This is a genomic window from Streptomyces lacrimifluminis (assembly GCF_014646095.1).
Classification (GTDB): Bacteria; Actinomycetota; Actinomycetes; order Streptomycetales; family Streptomycetaceae; genus Streptomyces; species Streptomyces lacrimifluminis.
The window spans coordinates 1-18,342 of record NZ_BMMU01000027.1 but is presented as its reverse complement, the minus strand read 5'-3'; the positions used below and the strand labels follow the sequence as shown (position 1 = coordinate 18,342).

Genomic DNA, 18,342 nt, shown 5'->3' with positions numbered 1-18,342 from the left:
ACGAAGGCCCCGTCCGTTTGGACGGGGCCTTCGGGTTGTGGCTGGGGCCGGGGTCGAACCGGCGACCTATCGCTTTTCAGGCGATCGCTCGTACCAACTGAGCTACCCAGCCACGAGGTTTCACGTGAAACATGCAACCTCAGCGGTCCTGACGGGATTTGAACCCGCGGCCTCCACCTTGACAGGGTGGCGAGCACTCCAAACTGCTCCACAGGACCTTGCTGTTGTGCGCGAAGTAAGTCTCGCACACCGTTCCTCGTGCTCCCAACGGGATTTCCCGCCTGCTCGCCTTCGTCGATCTGGTGGTTCCGGGTGATCGATTGGGGCTGGTCGGCGGGCCGATGTCGCTGGAAAAGCGTATCAGACCACGGGGGATGGTCCGCGCACGCGACCACGCAGGTCGAGGGGCATGCGGTCCGTGTTCGGCGTTGTTCCGGGGTGGGCCGGAGTGGGTTCCGGAGGGCGTGGAGGTCGCCGCGCGGGGTACTCCCGGGCGCATGCGAACGAGTGTGCTGGACGTGGGTTCGAACACGGTTCGGCTGGTGGTCGCGGACACCCATAACGGTGTCCCCTGCCGGCGCACACGGTGAAGTGGAAGCTGCGGCTCGCCGAGAAGGTGGAGCCCGGCGGGGTGATCCCCGAGGAGTCCGTGCGGCAGCTCGTGAGCGCGGTCGCGTCGGCCGACGAGACCGCCAGGCGGTGGGGTGCGGGAGGGCCGCCGGCCTTCGCGACCGCGGTCGTGCGCACCGCGCCCAACCGGCTCGACGTGCTGCGGACCGTGCGTGACGAGACCGGCGTACGACTGTGCACGCTGCCGGGAGAGGCCGAGGCCGAGCCCACCTTTCTCGGTGCCCGGCGGTGGATGGGCCGGCGCGCCGGGTCCCTCGTGCTGTTCGACATCGGCGGCGGCTCGCTGGAGATGGCGCTCGGGCGCGGCAGGCTGCCCGACTTCGCGGCGTCGCTGCCGCTCGGCGCGGGCCGGCTGACCCGGGAGTTCCCCGGCGGCCAGGACCCGCCGTCCGGCGAGGACCTGAGGGCGCTGCGCCGCAGGGTGCGCCATCAGCTGCGGGACCGTGGCCGCACGGCTCAGGTGGGAAGGGCCCCACATGGCGGTGGCGACCTCGCGGACCTTCCAGCAGCTGGCCCGGCTCTGCGGGGCCCCACCCGGCCGCCAGGGCGTCTTCGTGGCGCGGCAGCTGTCCCGGGGAGATCTCCGCACCTGTCTGCCCCGGCTCGCCGCCCTGTCGGCGGCCGAGCGGGCGATGCTCCCCGGCGTCTCCGCGCCGTGGGCCCTGCGGAGTTTGGCCGGAGCGGTGGTAGGGCACACGGCGATGAAGCTGACAGGCATCGAGACGCTCACCATCTGCCCGTGGGCCATCCGCGAAGGAGTGCTGCTGCGGTGTGTCGAGGACGGCGGATCGTGGTGGGCCGAGATCACCCAGGAGCAGGACGAAGCGGCGCCCGCGAAGCCGACGCGGCTGCGGATCGCGACGCCGGAGGCCTACGCCGCCGGCGCCTCTGCGGGCGAGCCGCACCCGACCCAGGAGGAGTCACAGCCATGGCGGACAAGGGCCGTACCGACAAGATCAAGGGCAAGGCCAAGGAGATCGTCGGCAAGGCCACGAGCGACCGCGAGCAGGAGCTGGAAGGCAAGCTGGAACAGGCTCGCGGCGAGGCCAAGAAGATCAGGGGAGAGGCTCAGGAGCGCGCCTCGAAGGCCGCGCGCTCGGACAAGCGGGACCGCGGCTGAGCCTTCGGCGATGGCGATGGCGATGGCGATGGGGGCGGCGTCGGCGGCGATGGCCTGTTCCGGCACGGCGTATAGGGGACTCGAGGGGCGCACCCGTATGACCTGGGAGGTGCCTCCTCATGGAACCCGGCGCCAGGACAGGCAGCCGGTGACAGGCGTTCGGTGACAGGCGTTTGGCCGGCGCGTGAGGTCGCGACGGCCTGGGCCGGTGGGCGTGAGCCGGAGAGTCCCGGCGAGGACGCCGGCATCGTCAGGGGCGAGGACCAGGGGGCGACGGGTCCTCCGGTGGCGCCCGGAGGGCGGCGACCGTCTCGGCGATCTTGAGTCGGAACACGTCGGGGAGCGCGTCGCCCGCGACGGCGCCGATGAGGTTGTCGGCCACCTCGTGCAGCTTGGTGTTGGTGTCCTGGGAGACCGTGACCAGCACCTGCCAGGCGTCCTCGGCGCTCAGCCCGAAGGACGCCATGAGGACGCCCCGCGCGAGGTCGATGACGGGGCGTGTCTGCATGGCGCGCCGGAGCTGGATCACCTCGATCCTCAGGTCCTGGTCGGTTTCACCGAGAGGGGCGATCTTCGCCCCGCGGGAGTGGGACGCGGTGGGGCGTGCGTCCGGGGCCCGGTCGGTCGCGTCGGCCTCGCTCGTGACGGCGGGTTCGCCGGCGTCGTTCGGGCCGGCGAACAGCGGCAGCGTGCCGGTGACCGAGAAGAGCCGGAGTACCGCGGTGCCGGCCGACCGAATGGTGATGATCTTCCCCTCGTCGAGGGCACGCCTGCGGACGCGGAGCAGGACGTTGAGACCGGAGCAGTCACAGAAGTCGACGCCGCTCAGATCGAGTTCGATTCCGCGCTCCGAACGGGCGAGAGCCTGGCTCAGGGCGTTGTGCAGTGTCTGCTCCGTGACGAGGTCGATCGCACCGGACACCACGACGAGCGTCGCATAGCCCTCGGGCCGGGTCTCGATGCCGAGCAGCGGTGCCTGGACGTCGCGCGACGCAGGGCCGAGCGGTGCCGGACGAACCTCTTCCGCCACCGTGAGCTGCGTGGTAACTGCGCGGTCTGACATTGCGGCCACTCCGTAGGCATCGGGTAGTACGTGGCCCCTCAAGCGTCGGTCCGGAAGGCCTCGTACGTCAAGATATACACGAACTGGACTTCAGTCTTTTGGATACGTGAATCAAACAGCTTATGCTTTCAGCATGCCTGGAGTACCCGAACCGCATACCGGCTGGACGTTCCTCACCAACCACTCCCGTGTGCTGGCCGCGATCGCGGAGAATCCCACCATCCGCATCCGTGACATCGCCGCACACTGTCGGCTCACCGAGCGCGCCGTACAGAAGATCGTCGCGGATCTGGAGTCGGCCGGTTATCTCACCCACACCCGCCAGGGGCGCTCCAACACGTACCGGATCGAGGACGGGACCATCCTGCGGCACCCCGCCGACGAGGGGCTGAGCGTGGCGGAGCTGCTGTCCCTCCTCTCGCGACACGACGACGCACACACCGGCGGCCGGCGTGAGCTGCAGTCGACGGCTCCCCACGCGAGGAGCCCCGAAGACGACCAGTGACGCCCTGAGCGTCGCCCCCCGCGGTGTGCAGGGGGGCCCTGCGGGGCGATGACGAGGTGGCGGTCCCGCGCCTGCTCGGAGTGCTGGCGGGCACTCCGCTGGGTACCCGCACGGGTGACCGGAGGCCGTCGACGAAAGGACAGCGCTGTGAGCGACTACCGCACCAACACTCCCGGGGACGACGGAGACGCAGCACAGGAACAGGATTCCCGGCCGAATCCCGTCCCGAGGGACATGCCCGACCAGCAGACGGGCGCCGACGAGGACCCCTGGGAAGTGGACGACCCGGCGGGCACCGAGGCGGACGAGCGGCCCGACCCGGAGGTCCCCGACACGGACGAAGCCGGCACGGGCAAGCGGGGCGCGGCCCAGTCCGGCAGCGACCGCCCCGAGCAACCCGTACCCGACGAGTCGCCCGCCTGACCTTCCCGGCCGCCGAAAGGACACGCGACGCTCCGACAGCGGACGGGCCGGGGTCACCGCCCCGACCCACCACACACCACGCGACGCGAGCCCGAGCCGTGCGTCGCCGACGCGGGCCCCTCGACACGGTCGTTCCGCAACGTCCCCGAACGCACGAAATGGCGGTCACCCCTGATGCGGGATGCCGCCAACCGTACTTACTACCTGTGCCCCCAACGGGATTCGAACCCGTGCTACCGCCTTGAAAGGGCAGCGTCCTAGGCCGCTAGACGATGGGGGCGAGGACGTGAGAAGCATAGGTGATGCCGGGGAGGTTCGCCAAAACCGTTTACGGGCTCCGAACGGGGGACGGCGAGGGTGAAGTCGAGGGTGAGGGAACCGGCGTGGCGCCCGGCTGGTTCTCCTTCGGCAGATGGCGGCTCACCTCCGCCGTGGTCAGTCCGAGGCCGCCCAGTTTGATCTCGTCCCAGGCCTGCAGGCGCTGCGTGTCCCGGTCCAGGTAGAGGACGGACATCTCGATCTGGTCCGGGTTCCGCTTCTCCAGCGCGCGCAGCCCGCTGCCGCCCGTCGAGCCCTCGATGCGCAACCGCGTCCCCTTCTTCATGACCTCCATCTCCGCGTGGTGGAGATGCCCGGCCAGGACCAGCGGGACCTCGCCGTCCGTCCGCCGGGCCGCGTCCGGCTCGTGGACCATCGCCACGTCGACCGGGGTGCCCAGGGCCCGCTGCTCGCGGAGGGCCGCGGCCAGCCGGTCGCCCGCCAGCTCCTGGTCCCGGCCGCCGTCCTGCTCGCCCGCCGCGCGGTCCGGGGTGAACGCCGGGTCGCCGATGCCCGCGAAGCGCAGTCCCCCGACGGTGACCGCGCGGCCCTCGTCCAGGACGTGCACGTTCTTCATGCGCTGCAGATAGCGCTGGGTGAGCCGCGAGTCGTGGTTGCCGCGCACCCAGACGTACGGGGCGCCGAGGTCCCTGATCGGATCCAGGAAGCCGTTCTCGGCCGCTGTGCCGTGGTCCATGGTGTCGCCGGTGTCGACGATGACGTTGATGTCGTACTGCTCCACCAGCGACGCGATGATTTTCCAGCTGGCCGGGTTGAGATGGATGTCCGAGACGTGCAGGACACGGATCGTGGCTGGGTCGGGCTGGTAGGTCGGGAGCGTGGACGTGACGTCGTACAGCTTCGTCACGTTCGTCACCAGGCGCGCCAGCTCCTTCTGGTAGACGTCGAATTCGGCGACGATGCTGCGCGCGTTGCCGACCAGCGAGGGGGCCGAGGAGAGGAGCCCGGAGAACTTCGGTTCCAGGACCGACTTGGGGTTCCAGGTCGCGTACGCCGTCGCTCCCGACGCCACCAGGAGGGTGAGGGCGAGGCCGCCGGCCGCGAGGGCCCGGCGGGGGCGGCGGTATACCGCGAGGCCGAGGGCGGTGGCTCCGGAGACGACGGCCACGCAGGAGCGCAGGGCCAGGTCGAGGGTGCCGTGGCCGACGTCCTGGGCCACCTCGTCCTGGAGGCCGGAGAGGCGTTCGGGGTGGTCGACGAGTGCCTGGGCGCGCGCCGGGTCGAGCTGGTCGACGTTCACGTCGAGGCGGACGGGGGCCGTGTGGCTGCCGAGTTCCAGGGCGCCCAGGGGCGAGACGTTGATCTTCGTGCCGCCGGTGAGGGACGGGCGCAGGGTCATCGTGGTGTCCATCGGGCCGACCGGCGCGCGTACGTTGCCGACGATCAGCAGTCCCAGCCAGGCACCCAGAAGGACCACCGCGACCAGGCCCAGGGCGCGGGTCCAGGGGTGCGGCGGATGGACCAGCTCGGCGGCCGGGTGCGCGCGCCGGGCGCGGTAGGGGCCGCCGAGGGCGCTCAGGGGGCGGGTGAAGCGGCTGGTGGTGCTGTGGGGGCTTTTGGGGTGCGGGGTGTTGGCGGGTACGCGTGCCATTGGTCCCGTATGCCCAAAGCGGGTCGCGGCTATGCGGGGTGACGCAGAGCACGGCTTTCCGCGGAGCGCGGGTCAGTGGCCCCCGTGCGGGCGGCGCGTACCGGACAATGGGCGTGTGCTGGAGATGACGCGCGAGGAGTTCGAGGAACTGGTCGCCGAGTCCCTCGACCGGATTCCGCCGGAGTTGACGAGGCTGATGGACAACGTCGCGGTGTTCGTCGAGGACGAGCCGCCGACGGACGATCCCGAGCTGCTCGGGCTGTACGAGGGGACGCCGCTGACCGATCGCGGGGAGTGGTACGCCGGGGTGCTCCCCGACCGGATCACGATCTACCGGGGGCCGACCCTGCGGATGTGCGAGACGCGGGACGACGTGGTCGCGGAGACCGAGGTGACGGTCGTCCATGAGATCGCTCACCATTTCGGGATCGACGACGAGCGGTTGCACGCGCTCGGATACGGCTGACGGGGGTCGAGGCCGGGGACGCGGTCGGCGAGCCGGGGGCGGGGTGGCGGTCGCATTCCCGGCCGGGTCGCCTGTCTCACTGCGGCCGGGCGGCGGTTGGTCCGCTGGGCCACCGCGTTCGCCCGGCGGCCATGGCGGGCGGTCTCGCCCGTCGCGGGTACGGCTGACGGACAGGGGTGGGGCGCGCGGAGGCTGGTGCGGGGCGCGTGTCTTCTTGTGGGCGACGGGAGTTGAGCACCTTGACTCCTCGACTCCCCACCGGAGGTGGCTGCCCGTGCGCCCCTTGCATGTACCTGTCCGTCTGGCCGCCACGGTTGTGGCCGTCGCCGCTGCCGCCGGCTGTATGAGCGTGGGCGCCGACGACGCCGGCCAGGTCAAGCCCTCCCACTCCGCGGGCCAGAAGGGCGCGAAGGCGCCCGACGGAGGGGCGGCGGTGACCGGCGGTGGCGGTGCCGGGTGGGCCGGCGGGTCCGCGGGTGACGGCAAGAGTGGGCGCGGGAAGGGCAAGGGGGGCGCGAAGGGGGCCAGCGGGGCGCCCGCCTCCCCGGGCGCCTCACCGTCCGCCGGCCGGAGCGCGTCCGCGTCGGCGCCCGCCGAACCGGGCGGCGGCGGCAGTGCAGGGCCCGTCGGACCCGGGGCGTCCACGCCGACGAAACCGCAGCCCACGCCGACGAAGACCGCCGAGCCGGAGCCGGAGCCGCCGCCCGAGTCGCCCACGCCTCCGCCCGTCTCGCCGGACCCGACGATCGCGGAGCCGTCGTCCTCGGTGCAGCCGCAGCAGGCCCAGCCGCAACTGGTCACGCGGGAGCCGGCGCCCGAGGCCGGAGTGGCGGTCTAGTGGAGGGTCCGGAAGGGGGGTGACCTGCGATGATGGCACTCAATTTGCCCAAAGGGGAGGTGGGTGCGTATGGTAGTAGATCGTTTGATCCCATTGCCTGGCGCCGAAGAGATGCGCCGCGTGTGGCGCGTACTCTCCTTTGCCGTGGCTGACCGCATTGAGGCGGTCAATTTGCGAAATCACGGAGTTGACGGGCGCGTGCCGACGAGACTCCGGAAGGTTTCGCATTCGCATGTCCATTTCCAGTACTGATCACATCGTCGTGCCCGAGAACGAGAACGAGAACGACGAGGCCGTCAGCCTCGACCTCGACCTCGCTGAGACGGCCGCCGACACGGACGCCGCCGACTCGGTCGACACCGAGCCCGGCGAGCCGGAGATCACCTTCACCGATCTCGGTCTCCCCGAGGGCGTCGTGCGCAAGCTCACGCAGAACGGTGTGACCAGCCCCTTCCCGATCCAGACCGCGACCATCCCGGACGCCCTGGCCGGCAAGGACATCCTCGGCCGTGGCCGCACCGGCTCCGGCAAGACCCTCTCCTTCGGTCTCCCGCTGCTGACGAAGCTGTCCGGCGGCCACACCGAGAAGAAGAAGCCCCGCGGCATCATCCTCACGCCGACCCGTGAGCTCGCGATGCAGGTCGCGGACGCCCTCCAGCCGTACGGCGACGTCCTCGGCCTGAAGATGAAGGTCGTCTGCGGCGGCACGTCGATGAGCAACCAGATGTACGCCCTGGAGCGCGGCGTCGACGTCCTCGTCGCCACCCCGGGCCGGCTGCGCGACATCATCAACCGCGGCGCCTGCTCCCTGGCGAACGTCGAGGTGGCCGTCCTCGACGAGGCCGACCAGATGTCCGACCTGGGCTTCCTGCCCGAGGTCACCGAGCTGCTCGACCAGATCCCGGGCGGCGGCCAGCGCATGCTGTTCTCGGCCACGATGGAGAACGAGATCTCCACGCTGGTCAAGCGCTACCTGACCAACCCGGTCACGCACGAGGTCGACAGCGCCCAGGGCAACGTCACGACGATGTCCCACCACATCCTCATCGTGAAGCCCAAGGACAAGGCGCCGGTCACCGCCGCGATCGCCTCCCGCAAGGGCCGCACGATCATCTTCGTCCGCACCCAGCTGGGCGCCGACCGTATCGCCGAGCAGCTCTGCGAGTCCGGCGTGAAGGCCGACGCACTGCACGGCGGTATGACGCAGGGCGCGCGTACCCGCGTGCTGGAGGACTTCAAGAAGGGCTACGTCAACGCCCTCGTCGCCACCGACGTCGCCGCCCGCGGCATCCACGTCGACGGCATCGACCTGGTCCTGAACGTGGACCCGGCCGGCGACCACAAGGACTACCTGCACCGCTCCGGCCGTACGGCCCGCGCGGGCCGCTCCGGCACGGTCGTGTCGCTGTCCCTGCCGCACCAGCGGCGCCAGATCTTCCGGCTGATGGAGGACGCGGGCGTCGACGCCGGGCGTCACATCATTCAGGGCGGCGCCGCCTTCGACCCCGAGGTCGCCGAGATCACCGGCGCCCGGTCGATGACCGAGGTCCAGGCGGAGTCCGCGGGCAGCTCCGCCCAGCAGGCCGAGCGTGAGGTTCTGCAGCTCACCAAGGAGCTGGAGCGCGCCACGCGCCGTGCCGCCGAACTGCGCGAGGAGGCCGACAGGCTGACCGCGCGTGCCGCGCGCGAGCGGGGCGAGGACCCGGAGGCAGCCGTGGCCGCGGTGGCCGAGGCCGCTGCCGCCGTCGTCGCGGAGGCCGCTGCCGCCGCCGAGGCGGAGGCCGTCGCGGCGGCGCAGGTGCGCGAGGAGCGTCCGCGCCGTGACGAGCGGGGCAACTACGAGCGCCGTGACCGTCGTGATGACCGTCCGTCGGGTGGTTTCAACCGTGACAACGACCGTGGTGGCCGTTCTTTCGAGCGTCGTGACGAGCGTCCCTCGGGTTCGGGTGGTGGCTTCCGCCGCGACGACCGTCGTGACGGTGGTGACCGTGGTGGTTTCCGTCGTGATGACCGTCCGTCGGGTGGTTTCAACCGTGACAACGACCGTGGTGGCCGTTTCGAGCGTCGTGACGAGCGTCCCTCGGGCTCGGGCGGTGGCTACCGCCGCGACGACCGTCCGTCGGGCGGCTTCAACCGTGACAACAACGACCGTGGCGGCTTCCGCCGCGACGACCGTCCGGCCACCGGTCACCGGGGCAGCGACCGCCCCTTCAACCGTGACCGCCAGGGCGACCGTCCCACCGGCGGCGGCTTCCGCGCCGGCGGCCACGACCGCCCGCAGGGCCGTCGTGACGACCACCGCGGCACCGGCACGGGTTCGGGCTCCGGCTCGGGTTCGTCCTTCGGCCGCCGCGACGACAAGCCGCGCTGGAAGCGCAACGGCTGATCGCCGGTCGATCAGCGAGTGGTCACCGTGATCGCCGACTGATGTCCGACTGATGTCCGAAGGGCCCGTACGACTCCGGTCGTACGGGCCCTTCGGCGTTGCCGCACCCCTTCCCCGGCGCCGCGAAAATCGCAACTCGCTTGTCAGTAGCGGCTGTTACGCTCCGGCGCGGAATCGATGGTCCGGCGATGAGCCGGATCCAGGGGGAGGGAACTAGTTGAATCCGTTGGATCGTCATGCCTTCGCACGCTGCGGGGTCGCCGCGGTGCTCGCGGCGTCGGCCGTCGTCGCCGCGCCATGGGCGGCCTCCGCCGCGGAGAACCGACCGCCGTCCCAGCCCGCGCTGTCCGAACTGACCACCGAGAACGAGGCGTGCGTCGCCGGCGCGGACCGGCCGTACGTCGATACGCGGCCGACGCTCAGGACGGTTCTCCGCGACCCGGACGGGGGCCGGATGAGCGCCGAGTTCGAGGTGTCCTGGACGGACGGCTCGGGTGTACGGCAGATACGAACGAGCGGGACGACCACCGCCCTGCTCAGTGGTTCGCCGTTCAGCTGGACCGTGCCGACCGACGTGCCGGCGTTCACGGAGGTGAGCTGGCGGGTGCGGGCGAGCGACGGCACGCTGTGGGGGCCGTGGAGCTCCGACGGCGGCAGCGGGCCGTGCGAGTTCGTGTACGACACCGAGGCGCCCGCAAAGCCCTTGGTGTCGTCGCCGGAGTACCCGGACGACAAGCTGTGGCACGACGGGGTGGGTGTGTACGGCACGTTCACCGTCGACTCCACGTCGGACGACACGGTGTCGTACCGCTACAGCTTCTTCGGCGGGCCGCAGCTGACGGCCCTACCTGCCGAGCCCGGCGGGCCGGTGGAACTGCGCTGGCTGCCGCAGTCGGAGGGTGTCAAGTGGCTGGACGTCCAATCCGTCGACCGGGCGGGCAACGCGAGCACGCCCGCCACCCACCAGTTCCGGGTGAGCGGGGGTCGTACGGCCGTCGCCGCCTGGACGCTCGCGGACCCGACCGGGGCGAGTGAGGCCGCGGCGGAAGCGGGCGGTAGGACCGCGACGGCGGGAGACGGGGTCGTGTTCGGCGCCGCGGGCCCGGCGCGGACCTCGGTGACGGGGGCCGTCGGCCTCGACGGGTCGGACTCCGCGTATCTGACGAGCGGCGCACCGGCTGTGGACACCGGCGGCGCCTTCTCCGTGAGCGCCTGGGTGCGGCCGGATGTGGTTGCCGCGGATATGACCGCGGTCGGCCAGGGCGGGGCGGCCGGGTTCGGGCTCGGGGCGGAGGACGGCGCCTGGTCGTTCTCGGTGGGCGGCTCGGTCGTACGGGGTGGTGTGCCGGAGACCGGTGACTGGGCGCATCTCACCGGGGTGTACGACCCGGTCGCCGGTACGGCCCGGCTGTATGTGGACGGGCGGGCGGTCGGCACGGCCCAGAACGTCACCGGCACCTCGGTGTCCGGGAACCTCCAGATCGGGCGCACGCTCGCCAGAGGGAGCGCGAGCGGGAACTGGCGCGGTGGGCTGGCCGGCGTACGGGTGTGGGACCGGATCGTCGTCGCCGCCGAGGCTGCCGGGGCGGCCAAGCGGGGCACCGTGAGCGAGGGGTACTGGGCGCTCGACGAGGTGACCGGCGGCAACAGCCCGGAGCGGGACGGCGGGCGGCCACTGACGCTCGGCGGGGACGCGGCGATCTACCGCGACGGCGCCCCCTGCGACTGGCTCGACCCGGACTGCCTGCCGGGACAGTCCCCCCTCTTCGGTTCCGGACACCTGCTGCTGGACGGCGACGGGGACTTCGCCGCGACGGACGGCCAGGGCATCGCCACCGAGGACAGTTTCTCGGTCGCCGCGCACGTACGGATCGACGCGGCGGCGCAGGACCGGCCGATGACGGTGCTGTCGGTGGGAGGTGAGGGCAACTCCCTTGCCGAGGTGCGTTATTCGGGGTCCACGCAGAACTGGGAGATGGCCCTGACGGACGCCGGCGGAGAGCAGGTCACGCTCACCGCGGGCGGCGCGTGGGCCTCCCCGGACGATGTCCATCACCTGGCGCTCGTGTACGACGACGAGGCCGACGAGATCCTGCTCTACGCCGACGGGCAGCTGTCTGCGAGGCAGGCGTACCGGCCCGGCTGGACGACGACGGGTGACCTGCAGATCGGCCGGTCGCAGGGTGTGGACGGCTGGGGCGGACACCTGGCCGGAGCGGTCGACGAGGTGCACGTCTACGCGGGCGTGCTCAGCGCGACGCAGGTGGCTCATCTGGCTGTCGGCGCGACGGACGTCTGACCGCGGGGCAAGGACAGGCATGTTTCCAGCCAACTGGATCCACTTGTGACGCATGTCATACCCCCAGCGAGGGAATTGCTGGGGGCATGACAGATGACGTCAGAGTGAGTGGGCTGTCGGACGAGGAACGGCTGGCCCAGCTCGGTTACACGCAGGTCCTCGCCCGCCGGATGTCGGCGTTCTCCAACTACGCGGTGTCCTTCACGATCATCTCGGTCCTGTCGGGCTGCCTGACCCTCTACCTGTTCGGCATGAACACGGGCGGCCCGGCCGTGATCACCTGGGGCTGGGTCGTCGTAGGGCTCATGACCCTCTTCGTCGGGCTGGCGATGGCCGAGATCTGCTCGGCCTACCCGACCTCCGCCGGCCTGTACTTCTGGGCGCACCGGCTCGCTCCCCCTCGAACGGCCGCCGCCTGGGCCTGGTTCACGGGGTGGTTCAACGTCCTCGGGCAGGTCGCGGTGACCGCCGGCATCGACTTCGGGGCGGCCTCCTTCCTGGGCGCCTACCTGAACCTCCAGTTCGGCTTCGAGGTCACCCCGGGCAGCACGATCCTGCTCTTCGCCGGCATCCTCGTCCTGCACGGGCTCCTGAACACGTTCGGCGTACGCATCGTGGGCCTGCTGAACAGCGTCAGCGTGTGGTGGCACGTGGTGGGTGTGGCCGTCATCGTCGGCGCCCTGACGTTCGTGCCCGACAAACACCAGTCCGCCTCCTTCGTGTTCACCGAGTTCGTGAACAACACGGGCTGGGGGAGCGGCGTGTACGTCGTCGCGCTCGGGCTGCTGATGGCCCAGTACACCTTCACCGGCTACGACGCCTCCGCACACATGACCGAAGAGACCCGCGACGCGTCCACGGCGGGCCCCAAGGGCATCGTCCAGTCCATCTGGACCTCGTGGATAGCGGGCTTCGTCCTGCTCCTGGGCTTCACCTTCGCCATCCAGTCGTACGAGGGTGCCCTCGGGTCCCCGACCGGCGTGCCGCCCGCGCAGATCCTGCTCGACGCGGTGGGCGCGACCGCCGGCAAGCTGCTCCTGCTCATCGTCATCGGCGCCCAGCTGTTCTGCGGCATGGCGTCGGTCACGGCCAACTCCCGCATGATCTACGCCTTCTCGCGCGACGGCGCCCTCCCCTACTCCCACCTCTGGCACACGGTCAGCCCGCGCACCCGTACCCCCGTCGCGGCGGTCTGGCTGGCGGCGTTCGGGGCACTGCTCCTGGGCCTGCCCTACCTGATCAACGTGACGGCGTACGCGGCCGTGACGTCGATCGCGGTGATCGGCCTCTACATCGCGTACGTCATCCCGACGCTGCTGCGGCTGCGCAAGGGCGAGGCGTTCGAGCGGGGGCCGTGGCATCTGGGCCGGTGGTCGCGGGCGATCGGGGTGGTGTCGGTGATCTGGGTGGCCGTGATCACGGTGCTGTTCATGCTGCCCCAGGTGGCGCCGGTCACCTGGGAGACCTTCAACTACGCCCCGATCGCCGTCCTGGTGGTGCTGGGGTTCGCGGCGCTGTGGTGGACCGTGTCGGCGCGGCACTGGTTCCTCAACCCCGAACACGAACGGACCCGGGCCCGGGAGGCGGCTCGCAAGGGGGCGCCCGAACCGGTCGATCCATAACGAGGGGGCCCATTTCCTCCGGGGGCCGCTGCCCCGCTCGTGGAGTGACCCGGCCGTGTCTCCGATACCCGATCGGAGTCGTGGCCGGGTCCGGCTATGCTCGGGGGAGCAACATCGCGGGGACCCTTAGCTCAATTGGCAGAGCAGTGGACTTTTAATCCATTGGTTGTGGGTTCGAGTCCCACAGGGTCTACGGGTAGCGGGGGAGGGAAACGCCCTCTGACCTGCTATGCAGCGTCCGGGTCGGCTTCGGCTGGCTCGGGCGCTGACTCGTTTTCGGGCCCGTGCGTGAGCGATGCGTGAGCGGATGTTCGATCAGGGCCGCACGTTTTGTCATGGTGACAAGATCACTCGCGGGCGCGTCTGGGAGGCTTCACAGCGACGCGGCGCCTCTTGCCCCGTGCTGCGGTAGCCGGCGGACCGGCCGCAGCCGAAGCTAATTAGCTCATCTGTCGTTTTCTCAGCCTGCGATGTCAGAGCAGTAGCCCGCACCCTCCAACTGATCTGCCATGACTGACGGCAGTCGACTCAAGACCAAACTTCAGTGGACTACTGCGTGCGGGACAGCGTGATCCCACGCCGCTTTAGGCTTGGGCACGCGCACAACGCTCAATCACGAGAGGGCTCCTGCTGATGGCCAAAGAGATCACCGGTGATGTGACACGCTGGGACATCTCAGCGGCAGACCTGCCCGAGACGGTGCTGACTGCCCCAACGGGCGACCGCGTGTTTCTGCTCCCCGACTCAAGTATCGACGAGATGGCCGTCTACCGGGACGATGTGGCCGGCTTGATCAAGACACTGCGACACCGTGGCGTGGACATCGACTTCGCATGCGCGCGAGAAGACCGCCGCTATCTCAGTGAGTACGGGGCCACCGAGGTGGTGGCCACCATCGCTATCGCTGTGGCCACCACGCTTACCACCGATCTGGTCAAAAGCATCGTTCTGACTGCCTGGCAGCGGGCACGCTCCTCACTGGGGCCCAACTGCCCTGATGACGAGGTCGGCGAGGCGCGTGTAACGGTCAAGATCGCTGAGATCGTTCGGACCGAGAACGAAACGGCCATCCGAGGTCTGGAGATCACGAGCCGGCTGGCAGACATCGAGAACCTCATCCAAGCGGCCGTGTCCGACCCGGCCCGTGCCGAGCTTCCCCTGGCAGAGCCAGACGATGCCGCTCCGGAGAACACCACCGGATGAGAGTCTCCGGCCTCGTCATCCGCACCGGAGTACCTTTGCCCCCGGCATCAGGCTCTGTGCGCCTGGCCATGATGCACCAGGACGGCGTGACGGCCCTGCGAGAATCCATGCGCCTGAACGGGCAGTGCTGTCGCAGCATCTCCCTCACCTGGGGCCTGTCCCTGGCCCGCCTTCCGTCCTGGACATCGACGACAGAGGAAATTCACCGTCGCGGACTGTGGACGATGAGCGCGCAGCGGGACTTCCTTATCCACGTGTGGTCGCAAGCCCGGCGCCAACTACGAACCGACATCGCGGCGCGTACTCTGCCTTCCCGGCCTATCAGGCCGCCCGCCTCCGACCGGCGGGGTCACCGCCAGTACCTGGCACTGGCGCGTTCTCTACACCTGCCGCGCGACACGTCCCAGCTCACCGATCCATGGCATGACCTGGAAGCGGCGGCACGCACCTCGCTCGCCCGCGCAGTTGACGCCTACAACTTCCTTGAGGACAGCGAGCTTTCCGACCTCGCTCACCGACACGCTCACCACGTCGCAGCCCTCGTCGGCGGACTCTTCGGCTGCAACATCGAGTACTCCGACGACACCTACTGGGACGTATGCCGACTCACGCTCATGCACAGCAGATGGGGCATGTCTGCAGGCTTCACCGCGACTCGCAATTGTTCTTTGTGCGGGCAGGACATCGATTCCTGCCCGCACTTGCTCGATACCCGATACAACGTCACCGTGCGGCATGACGCTGACGGCGCGTGCAACGTTTGCGGTCGGCTCAACTGTCCACACACCGATGGTGAGACCGTTTCTGCCTTTCCGCGGCCCGTTATGTCCCAGCTGCAGCTCCACGAAGTGAGTTTGGTGTCCCGGCCCAGAGACCCCCTGGCCCGCTTCACCAAGATTGAGTTGAGCCAGGAGGTCCTCCGGGGCGGCTTGGGCGAAGACCCGACGGGGAGAGACATCTGTTGCTACCGGTGCCTACACCCCTGCAGCGGATTTGGCCAGCTGCCGAACCGGGACTAGGACCTGTCCTGCATCGGTGGCAGCTTCCTGAACGCGGCGGTCGACGTGTCCGCTCCACACCAGAACCGTGTAATCCACCCGTCAGCGCAGGTCGGGGGAGATAGAGCCCCGCCAGAGCTACTGCCCAGGACTGACAGGGGAGGTAGGCGCTTCCAGAAGGTCCTCGATGGCCGCTACAGCGCCGGTGAGCCGACGGTAGACCTGTGCCGAGCGTCCCATGCGCTTCAAACCGTGCTGCAATGGGTCGCGCATATGCTTCTCACAGACGACGAAGTCCGCGTATCCGGCTGCGCAGGACAGGTGCAATATGTCCGTTAAGTCATTACGTTGCCACGTCGTGCCCTTGTTGAGGTGCCGACTATGAAGCATCTCCCGGAATAGGCCGACGGCCGGGGACTCACCGACCGCCCGCACCCATCCCTTGAAGCCCCACTGCCGGAACAGCTCTGTGGGAACTCCCGCCGTGGCCGCCTCCTTAGCCAACTCCTGCTGAAGATCCGTAATGATGTGGATGTCGACAGCCCTCCGCTTCTGCTGTGAATCCTGATCCAGTTCGTCCAGCCAGTTGCTGAACCGCTGACTCACCGCCGTCCAGCCGGTGTCTGGTCCCTCACCGACCCGTTCGGTGTCGAGCATGGTGTCGATGGAAGCAGAGGCAGCGACAAGCGCGTCGGGGTGGAACCCAAACTGGCTCAGCAACGTCGACGGCAGCCCGGAGCCAGTCCATCGAATTGGAGAGAAGAGGGCATCCGGATCGAGGGTGAAGATTGGGGCGGAGCGGATGTCGCCGGGGCGGCCCAGACGATGGCAGAAGGCATCGTGAAGCTCGTTTCGCCGGACCTGCAAGGGGTCACGCATCTGCCAACCCCGGCTGTACTGCAAGACTGTGAGCCCCAGGGCGTAGCGCTTTCCGTACTGAACCGCTTGCCGGTCTCGAAATAGTGACTGGAAGAGGATGGCAGGATGATCCGACGTTGTTCCACCCAATCCCTGAGCTTCCGACCAGCGGCTTGATCTTCCTCGCTACTCTTCCGCAGGTCATGGCAGGCGTTGCTCAAAGTGCTCCACTGGTTCTGGTCGAGATACACGACGAGCCGTCCTTCGAGCTGATCAGCAGCCCTTTGGAGCGGCAACTCGAAGAGAATCTGATCCCCCGCCAGGGTGGTGACGAGGAGTGCCGGTAGCGCCGGGCTGAACTCTAGTTTGGCCACGACGCTCGTGTCCTCGAACAGGGAAGGGGTTGGAATCTGCCATGCCCCGTTCCCGTCCAGGCGGGAGGCGACCGTGCTCGACGACGCACGGTCGATCGTGATCAGGGTGAGGGACAGATTGCTCTCGTTCTCCACGACAGCATTCTTTCGGTGCTCTCCTCAAACCGTGCCCTGATTTTTCTCCGCAACCTTCCGCTTGCGGGCGCGGGGTACCAGCTTTACTGCAGCCTCGGCGATCTCACGGTCCAGCTCAGGGAGCAGGCTCGTGTACGTGTCCGAGGTCAGCGTGATGGTGGAGTGCCGCAGGGTCTCCTTCACCGTGTGGATGTCGCCGCCACCTCCGTGCGTGAGCGTCGCGGTGACGTGGCGTAGGTCCCGCAGGGTGATGGGTGGCAGGTCGGTCGTGGCGAGGATGCGGCGGAAGGTCTCGGAGACCGTCCCCGGGTGCAGCCAGGAGCCGTCCTCCTTGGTGAAGACCTTGCCCGTGTCCTTCCAGGCATCGCCCCACTGCGCGCGCTCCTTCTCCTGGCGGGCTTTGTGGTCGCGCAGTTCGGAGATGGTCGTGCTGTCGAGCGCGATCGTGTTCGCGCTGCCGTCTGTCTTCGGCTCCGACTCGTAGATGTCCCAGCCGTCCACCACGATCTCCTTGGCGGGAGTGATGAGGCCGACGTCGAGGTCGATCTCGTGCCAGTCCTGGCCGACCGCCTCGCCGCGCCGGAGGCCACGGGTGCCCATGAGGTGGAGTATCGCGTAAAGCCGGTCGCCCTCGGCTGCGTCGAGGAAGGCGCCGAACTGCTGTGGCGTCCACACCATGACCGGGCCGGGGATCTGCCCGGTCTCTCGCCACCGCCGGACGCGTTCATCGGTCCACAGGAGGGGCTTCGGGCGCCTGCCGGACTCCAACTCGACGTGGGACGCCGGGTTGAAGGTGATCAGCTGCTGGGCGATCGCGGAGTTCAGGGCCGCGCGCAGGGTGCGGCGGATTGCCTGACGGGTGGCCGGGCCGGTGATCTTCCGGAACGGTTTCATCTCTGCCAGTTTGGCTCGTTCGGGGGCGAGCCGCTTCCGCTCCGCCCCGACAGGGCGACCGGGCGTGCTCGGCTTGCAGCGGGCGATCTGCTCGCGGCGGGCCTCGTTCTCGGCTGAGATCACCTCGTTGTCGTCGGCTATCGCGTCGAACATCTCCACCAGGTGGCCGACGTTGAGCCGGTCGAGGCGTACGTGGCCGATGCGCGGCTTCAAATGGACGCGGATGTGGGAGGCGTAGGCGTTGAGCGTGGTCTTGCGTCGCTTCTTCGCGGAGAACCACTGGTCCAGCCACTCGCCGACGGTGAGGTTGCCACGGAGGGCCAGGCCCGCCCTCAGACGGCGCCGAGTCTCCTCGATGGCTGGGAGCGGGGCCTTCTCGACCGAGACCTTCTCCAGCATGTCGACGAGGCGCCGGAGGCTGTCGGGGTCGTCCTTCTCTGCCAGCGCCAGCAGGGAACGGACGTGGTCGAGGTCCGTCTGCGCGGCCTTGAGGGACTCGTAGCCGGCGCGGCTGAAGGAGCGGCGGGCGCCGTCTTCGGGGTCGTGTCCCTTGTCGTGGTGTAGCCGATCATCCGGCGGTCGTGTTGGTGGTGTTGGG

The 18,342-nt window shown here is 69.3% G+C and carries 15 protein-coding genes, 4 tRNA genes and 1 pseudogene; 11 read left to right on the top strand and 9 right to left on the bottom strand.

Annotated features, from left to right (window positions below; genetic code table 11):
* Positions 1 to 38: 38 nt before the first annotated feature.
* Both IEY89_RS30970 and IEY89_RS30965 read right to left on the bottom strand, forming a co-directional pair.
* A tRNA-Phe gene (locus tag IEY89_RS30970) sits at positions 39 to 112 on the bottom strand.
* Positions 113 to 143: 31 nt separating this feature from the next.
* A tRNA-Asp gene (locus IEY89_RS30965) sits at positions 144 to 218 on the bottom strand.
* Positions 219 to 497: 279 nt separating this feature from the next.
* On the opposite strand from IEY89_RS30965, the pseudogene IEY89_RS30960 reads away from it, so the two are divergent.
* Both IEY89_RS30960 and IEY89_RS30955 read left to right on the top strand, forming a co-directional pair.
* Positions 498 to 1,493: pseudogene (locus IEY89_RS30960) on the top strand (Ppx/GppA family phosphatase); the annotation flags it as partial.
* Positions 1,494 to 1,558: 65 nt separating this feature from the next.
* Entirely contained in the window at positions 1,559 to 1,750 is a 192-nt protein-coding gene (locus tag IEY89_RS30955) for a CsbD family protein (protein ID WP_189150905.1), read from the top strand.
* Between the two features lie 250 nt (positions 1,751 to 2,000).
* On the opposite strand, the gene IEY89_RS30950 is transcribed toward IEY89_RS30955, so the two are convergent.
* Entirely contained in the window at positions 2,001 to 2,813 is an 813-nt protein-coding gene (locus IEY89_RS30950; protein WP_189150834.1) for an ANTAR domain-containing protein, read from the bottom strand.
* Positions 2,814 to 2,946: 133 nt separating this feature from the next.
* On the opposite strand from IEY89_RS30950, the gene IEY89_RS30945 reads away from it, so the two are divergent.
* Together IEY89_RS30945 and IEY89_RS30940 are read left to right on the top strand one after the other, a co-directional pair.
* Complete coding sequence (locus IEY89_RS30945) at positions 2,947 to 3,318, top strand: helix-turn-helix transcriptional regulator (RefSeq protein ID WP_189150833.1); 372 nt, start codon at positions 2,947 to 2,949, stop codon at positions 3,316 to 3,318.
* A 147-nt stretch (positions 3,319 to 3,465) separates the two neighbouring features.
* The gene (locus IEY89_RS30940; protein ID WP_189150832.1) at positions 3,466 to 3,741 is read left to right on the top strand and encodes a hypothetical protein; all 276 of its coding nucleotides are present in this window, start codon (positions 3,466 to 3,468) and stop codon (positions 3,739 to 3,741) included.
* Positions 3,742 to 3,948: 207 nt separating this feature from the next.
* On the opposite strand, the gene IEY89_RS30935 is transcribed toward IEY89_RS30940, so the two are convergent.
* Positions 3,949 to 4,021: transfer RNA gene (locus IEY89_RS30935), tRNA-Glu, on the bottom strand.
* 48 nt (positions 4,022 to 4,069) lie between these two features.
* On the bottom strand, positions 4,070 to 5,671 hold the full coding sequence (locus IEY89_RS30930) for a metallophosphoesterase family protein (protein WP_189150831.1): 1,602 nt from the start codon (positions 5,669 to 5,671) through the stop codon (positions 4,070 to 4,072).
* Positions 5,672 to 5,786: 115 nt separating this feature from the next.
* Between IEY89_RS30930 and IEY89_RS30925 the strand changes: the two genes are divergently transcribed.
* From IEY89_RS30925 to IEY89_RS30895, 7 genes are all read left to right on the top strand, one after another.
* Positions 5,787 to 6,137, top strand: a complete 351-nt coding sequence (locus tag IEY89_RS30925; protein WP_189150830.1) for a metallopeptidase family protein — start codon at positions 5,787 to 5,789, stop codon at positions 6,135 to 6,137.
* Between the two features lie 274 nt (positions 6,138 to 6,411).
* Positions 6,412 to 6,975 carry a hypothetical protein gene (locus IEY89_RS30920; RefSeq protein ID WP_189150829.1) on the top strand — a complete coding sequence of 188 codons (564 nt, stop codon included), beginning with the start codon at positions 6,412 to 6,414 and terminating at the stop codon, positions 6,973 to 6,975.
* Positions 6,976 to 7,207: 232 nt separating this feature from the next.
* A complete protein-coding gene (locus tag IEY89_RS30915) occupies positions 7,208 to 9,361 on the top strand; it encodes a DEAD/DEAH box helicase (protein WP_189150828.1) in 2,154 nt (717 codons plus the stop codon).
* A 217-nt stretch (positions 9,362 to 9,578) separates the two neighbouring features.
* Complete coding sequence (locus tag IEY89_RS30910; RefSeq protein WP_189150827.1) at positions 9,579 to 11,660, top strand: LamG domain-containing protein; 2,082 nt, start codon at positions 9,579 to 9,581, stop codon at positions 11,658 to 11,660.
* Between the two features lie 86 nt (positions 11,661 to 11,746).
* Entirely contained in the window at positions 11,747 to 13,282 is a 1,536-nt protein-coding gene (locus IEY89_RS30905) for an amino acid permease (RefSeq protein WP_189150826.1), read from the top strand.
* Positions 13,283 to 13,402: 120 nt separating this feature from the next.
* Positions 13,403 to 13,475: transfer RNA gene (locus IEY89_RS30900), tRNA-Lys, on the top strand.
* Positions 13,476 to 13,915: 440 nt separating this feature from the next.
* Positions 13,916 to 14,485, top strand: coding sequence for a hypothetical protein (locus IEY89_RS30895; protein WP_189150825.1), 570 nt, complete (start codon positions 13,916 to 13,918; stop codon positions 14,483 to 14,485).
* A gap of 380 nt (positions 14,486 to 14,865) precedes the next feature.
* On the opposite strand, the gene IEY89_RS30890 is transcribed toward IEY89_RS30895, so the two are convergent.
* From IEY89_RS30890 to IEY89_RS30880, 4 genes are all read right to left on the bottom strand, one after another.
* Positions 14,866 to 15,330, bottom strand: coding sequence for a hypothetical protein (locus IEY89_RS30890; RefSeq protein WP_189150824.1), 465 nt, complete (start codon positions 15,328 to 15,330; stop codon positions 14,866 to 14,868).
* A 291-nt stretch (positions 15,331 to 15,621) separates the two neighbouring features.
* Positions 15,622 to 16,140, bottom strand: coding sequence for a hypothetical protein (locus IEY89_RS41040; protein ID WP_229695493.1), 519 nt, complete (start codon positions 16,138 to 16,140; stop codon positions 15,622 to 15,624).
* A gap of 56 nt (positions 16,141 to 16,196) precedes the next feature.
* Positions 16,197 to 16,850 carry a hypothetical protein gene (locus IEY89_RS41035; protein WP_229695492.1) on the bottom strand — a complete coding sequence of 218 codons (654 nt, stop codon included), beginning with the start codon at positions 16,848 to 16,850 and terminating at the stop codon, positions 16,197 to 16,199.
* Between the two features lie 24 nt (positions 16,851 to 16,874).
* On the bottom strand, positions 16,875 to 18,342 hold a 1,468-nt coding region (locus IEY89_RS30880; RefSeq protein ID WP_229695491.1), incomplete at its 5' end, for a site-specific integrase.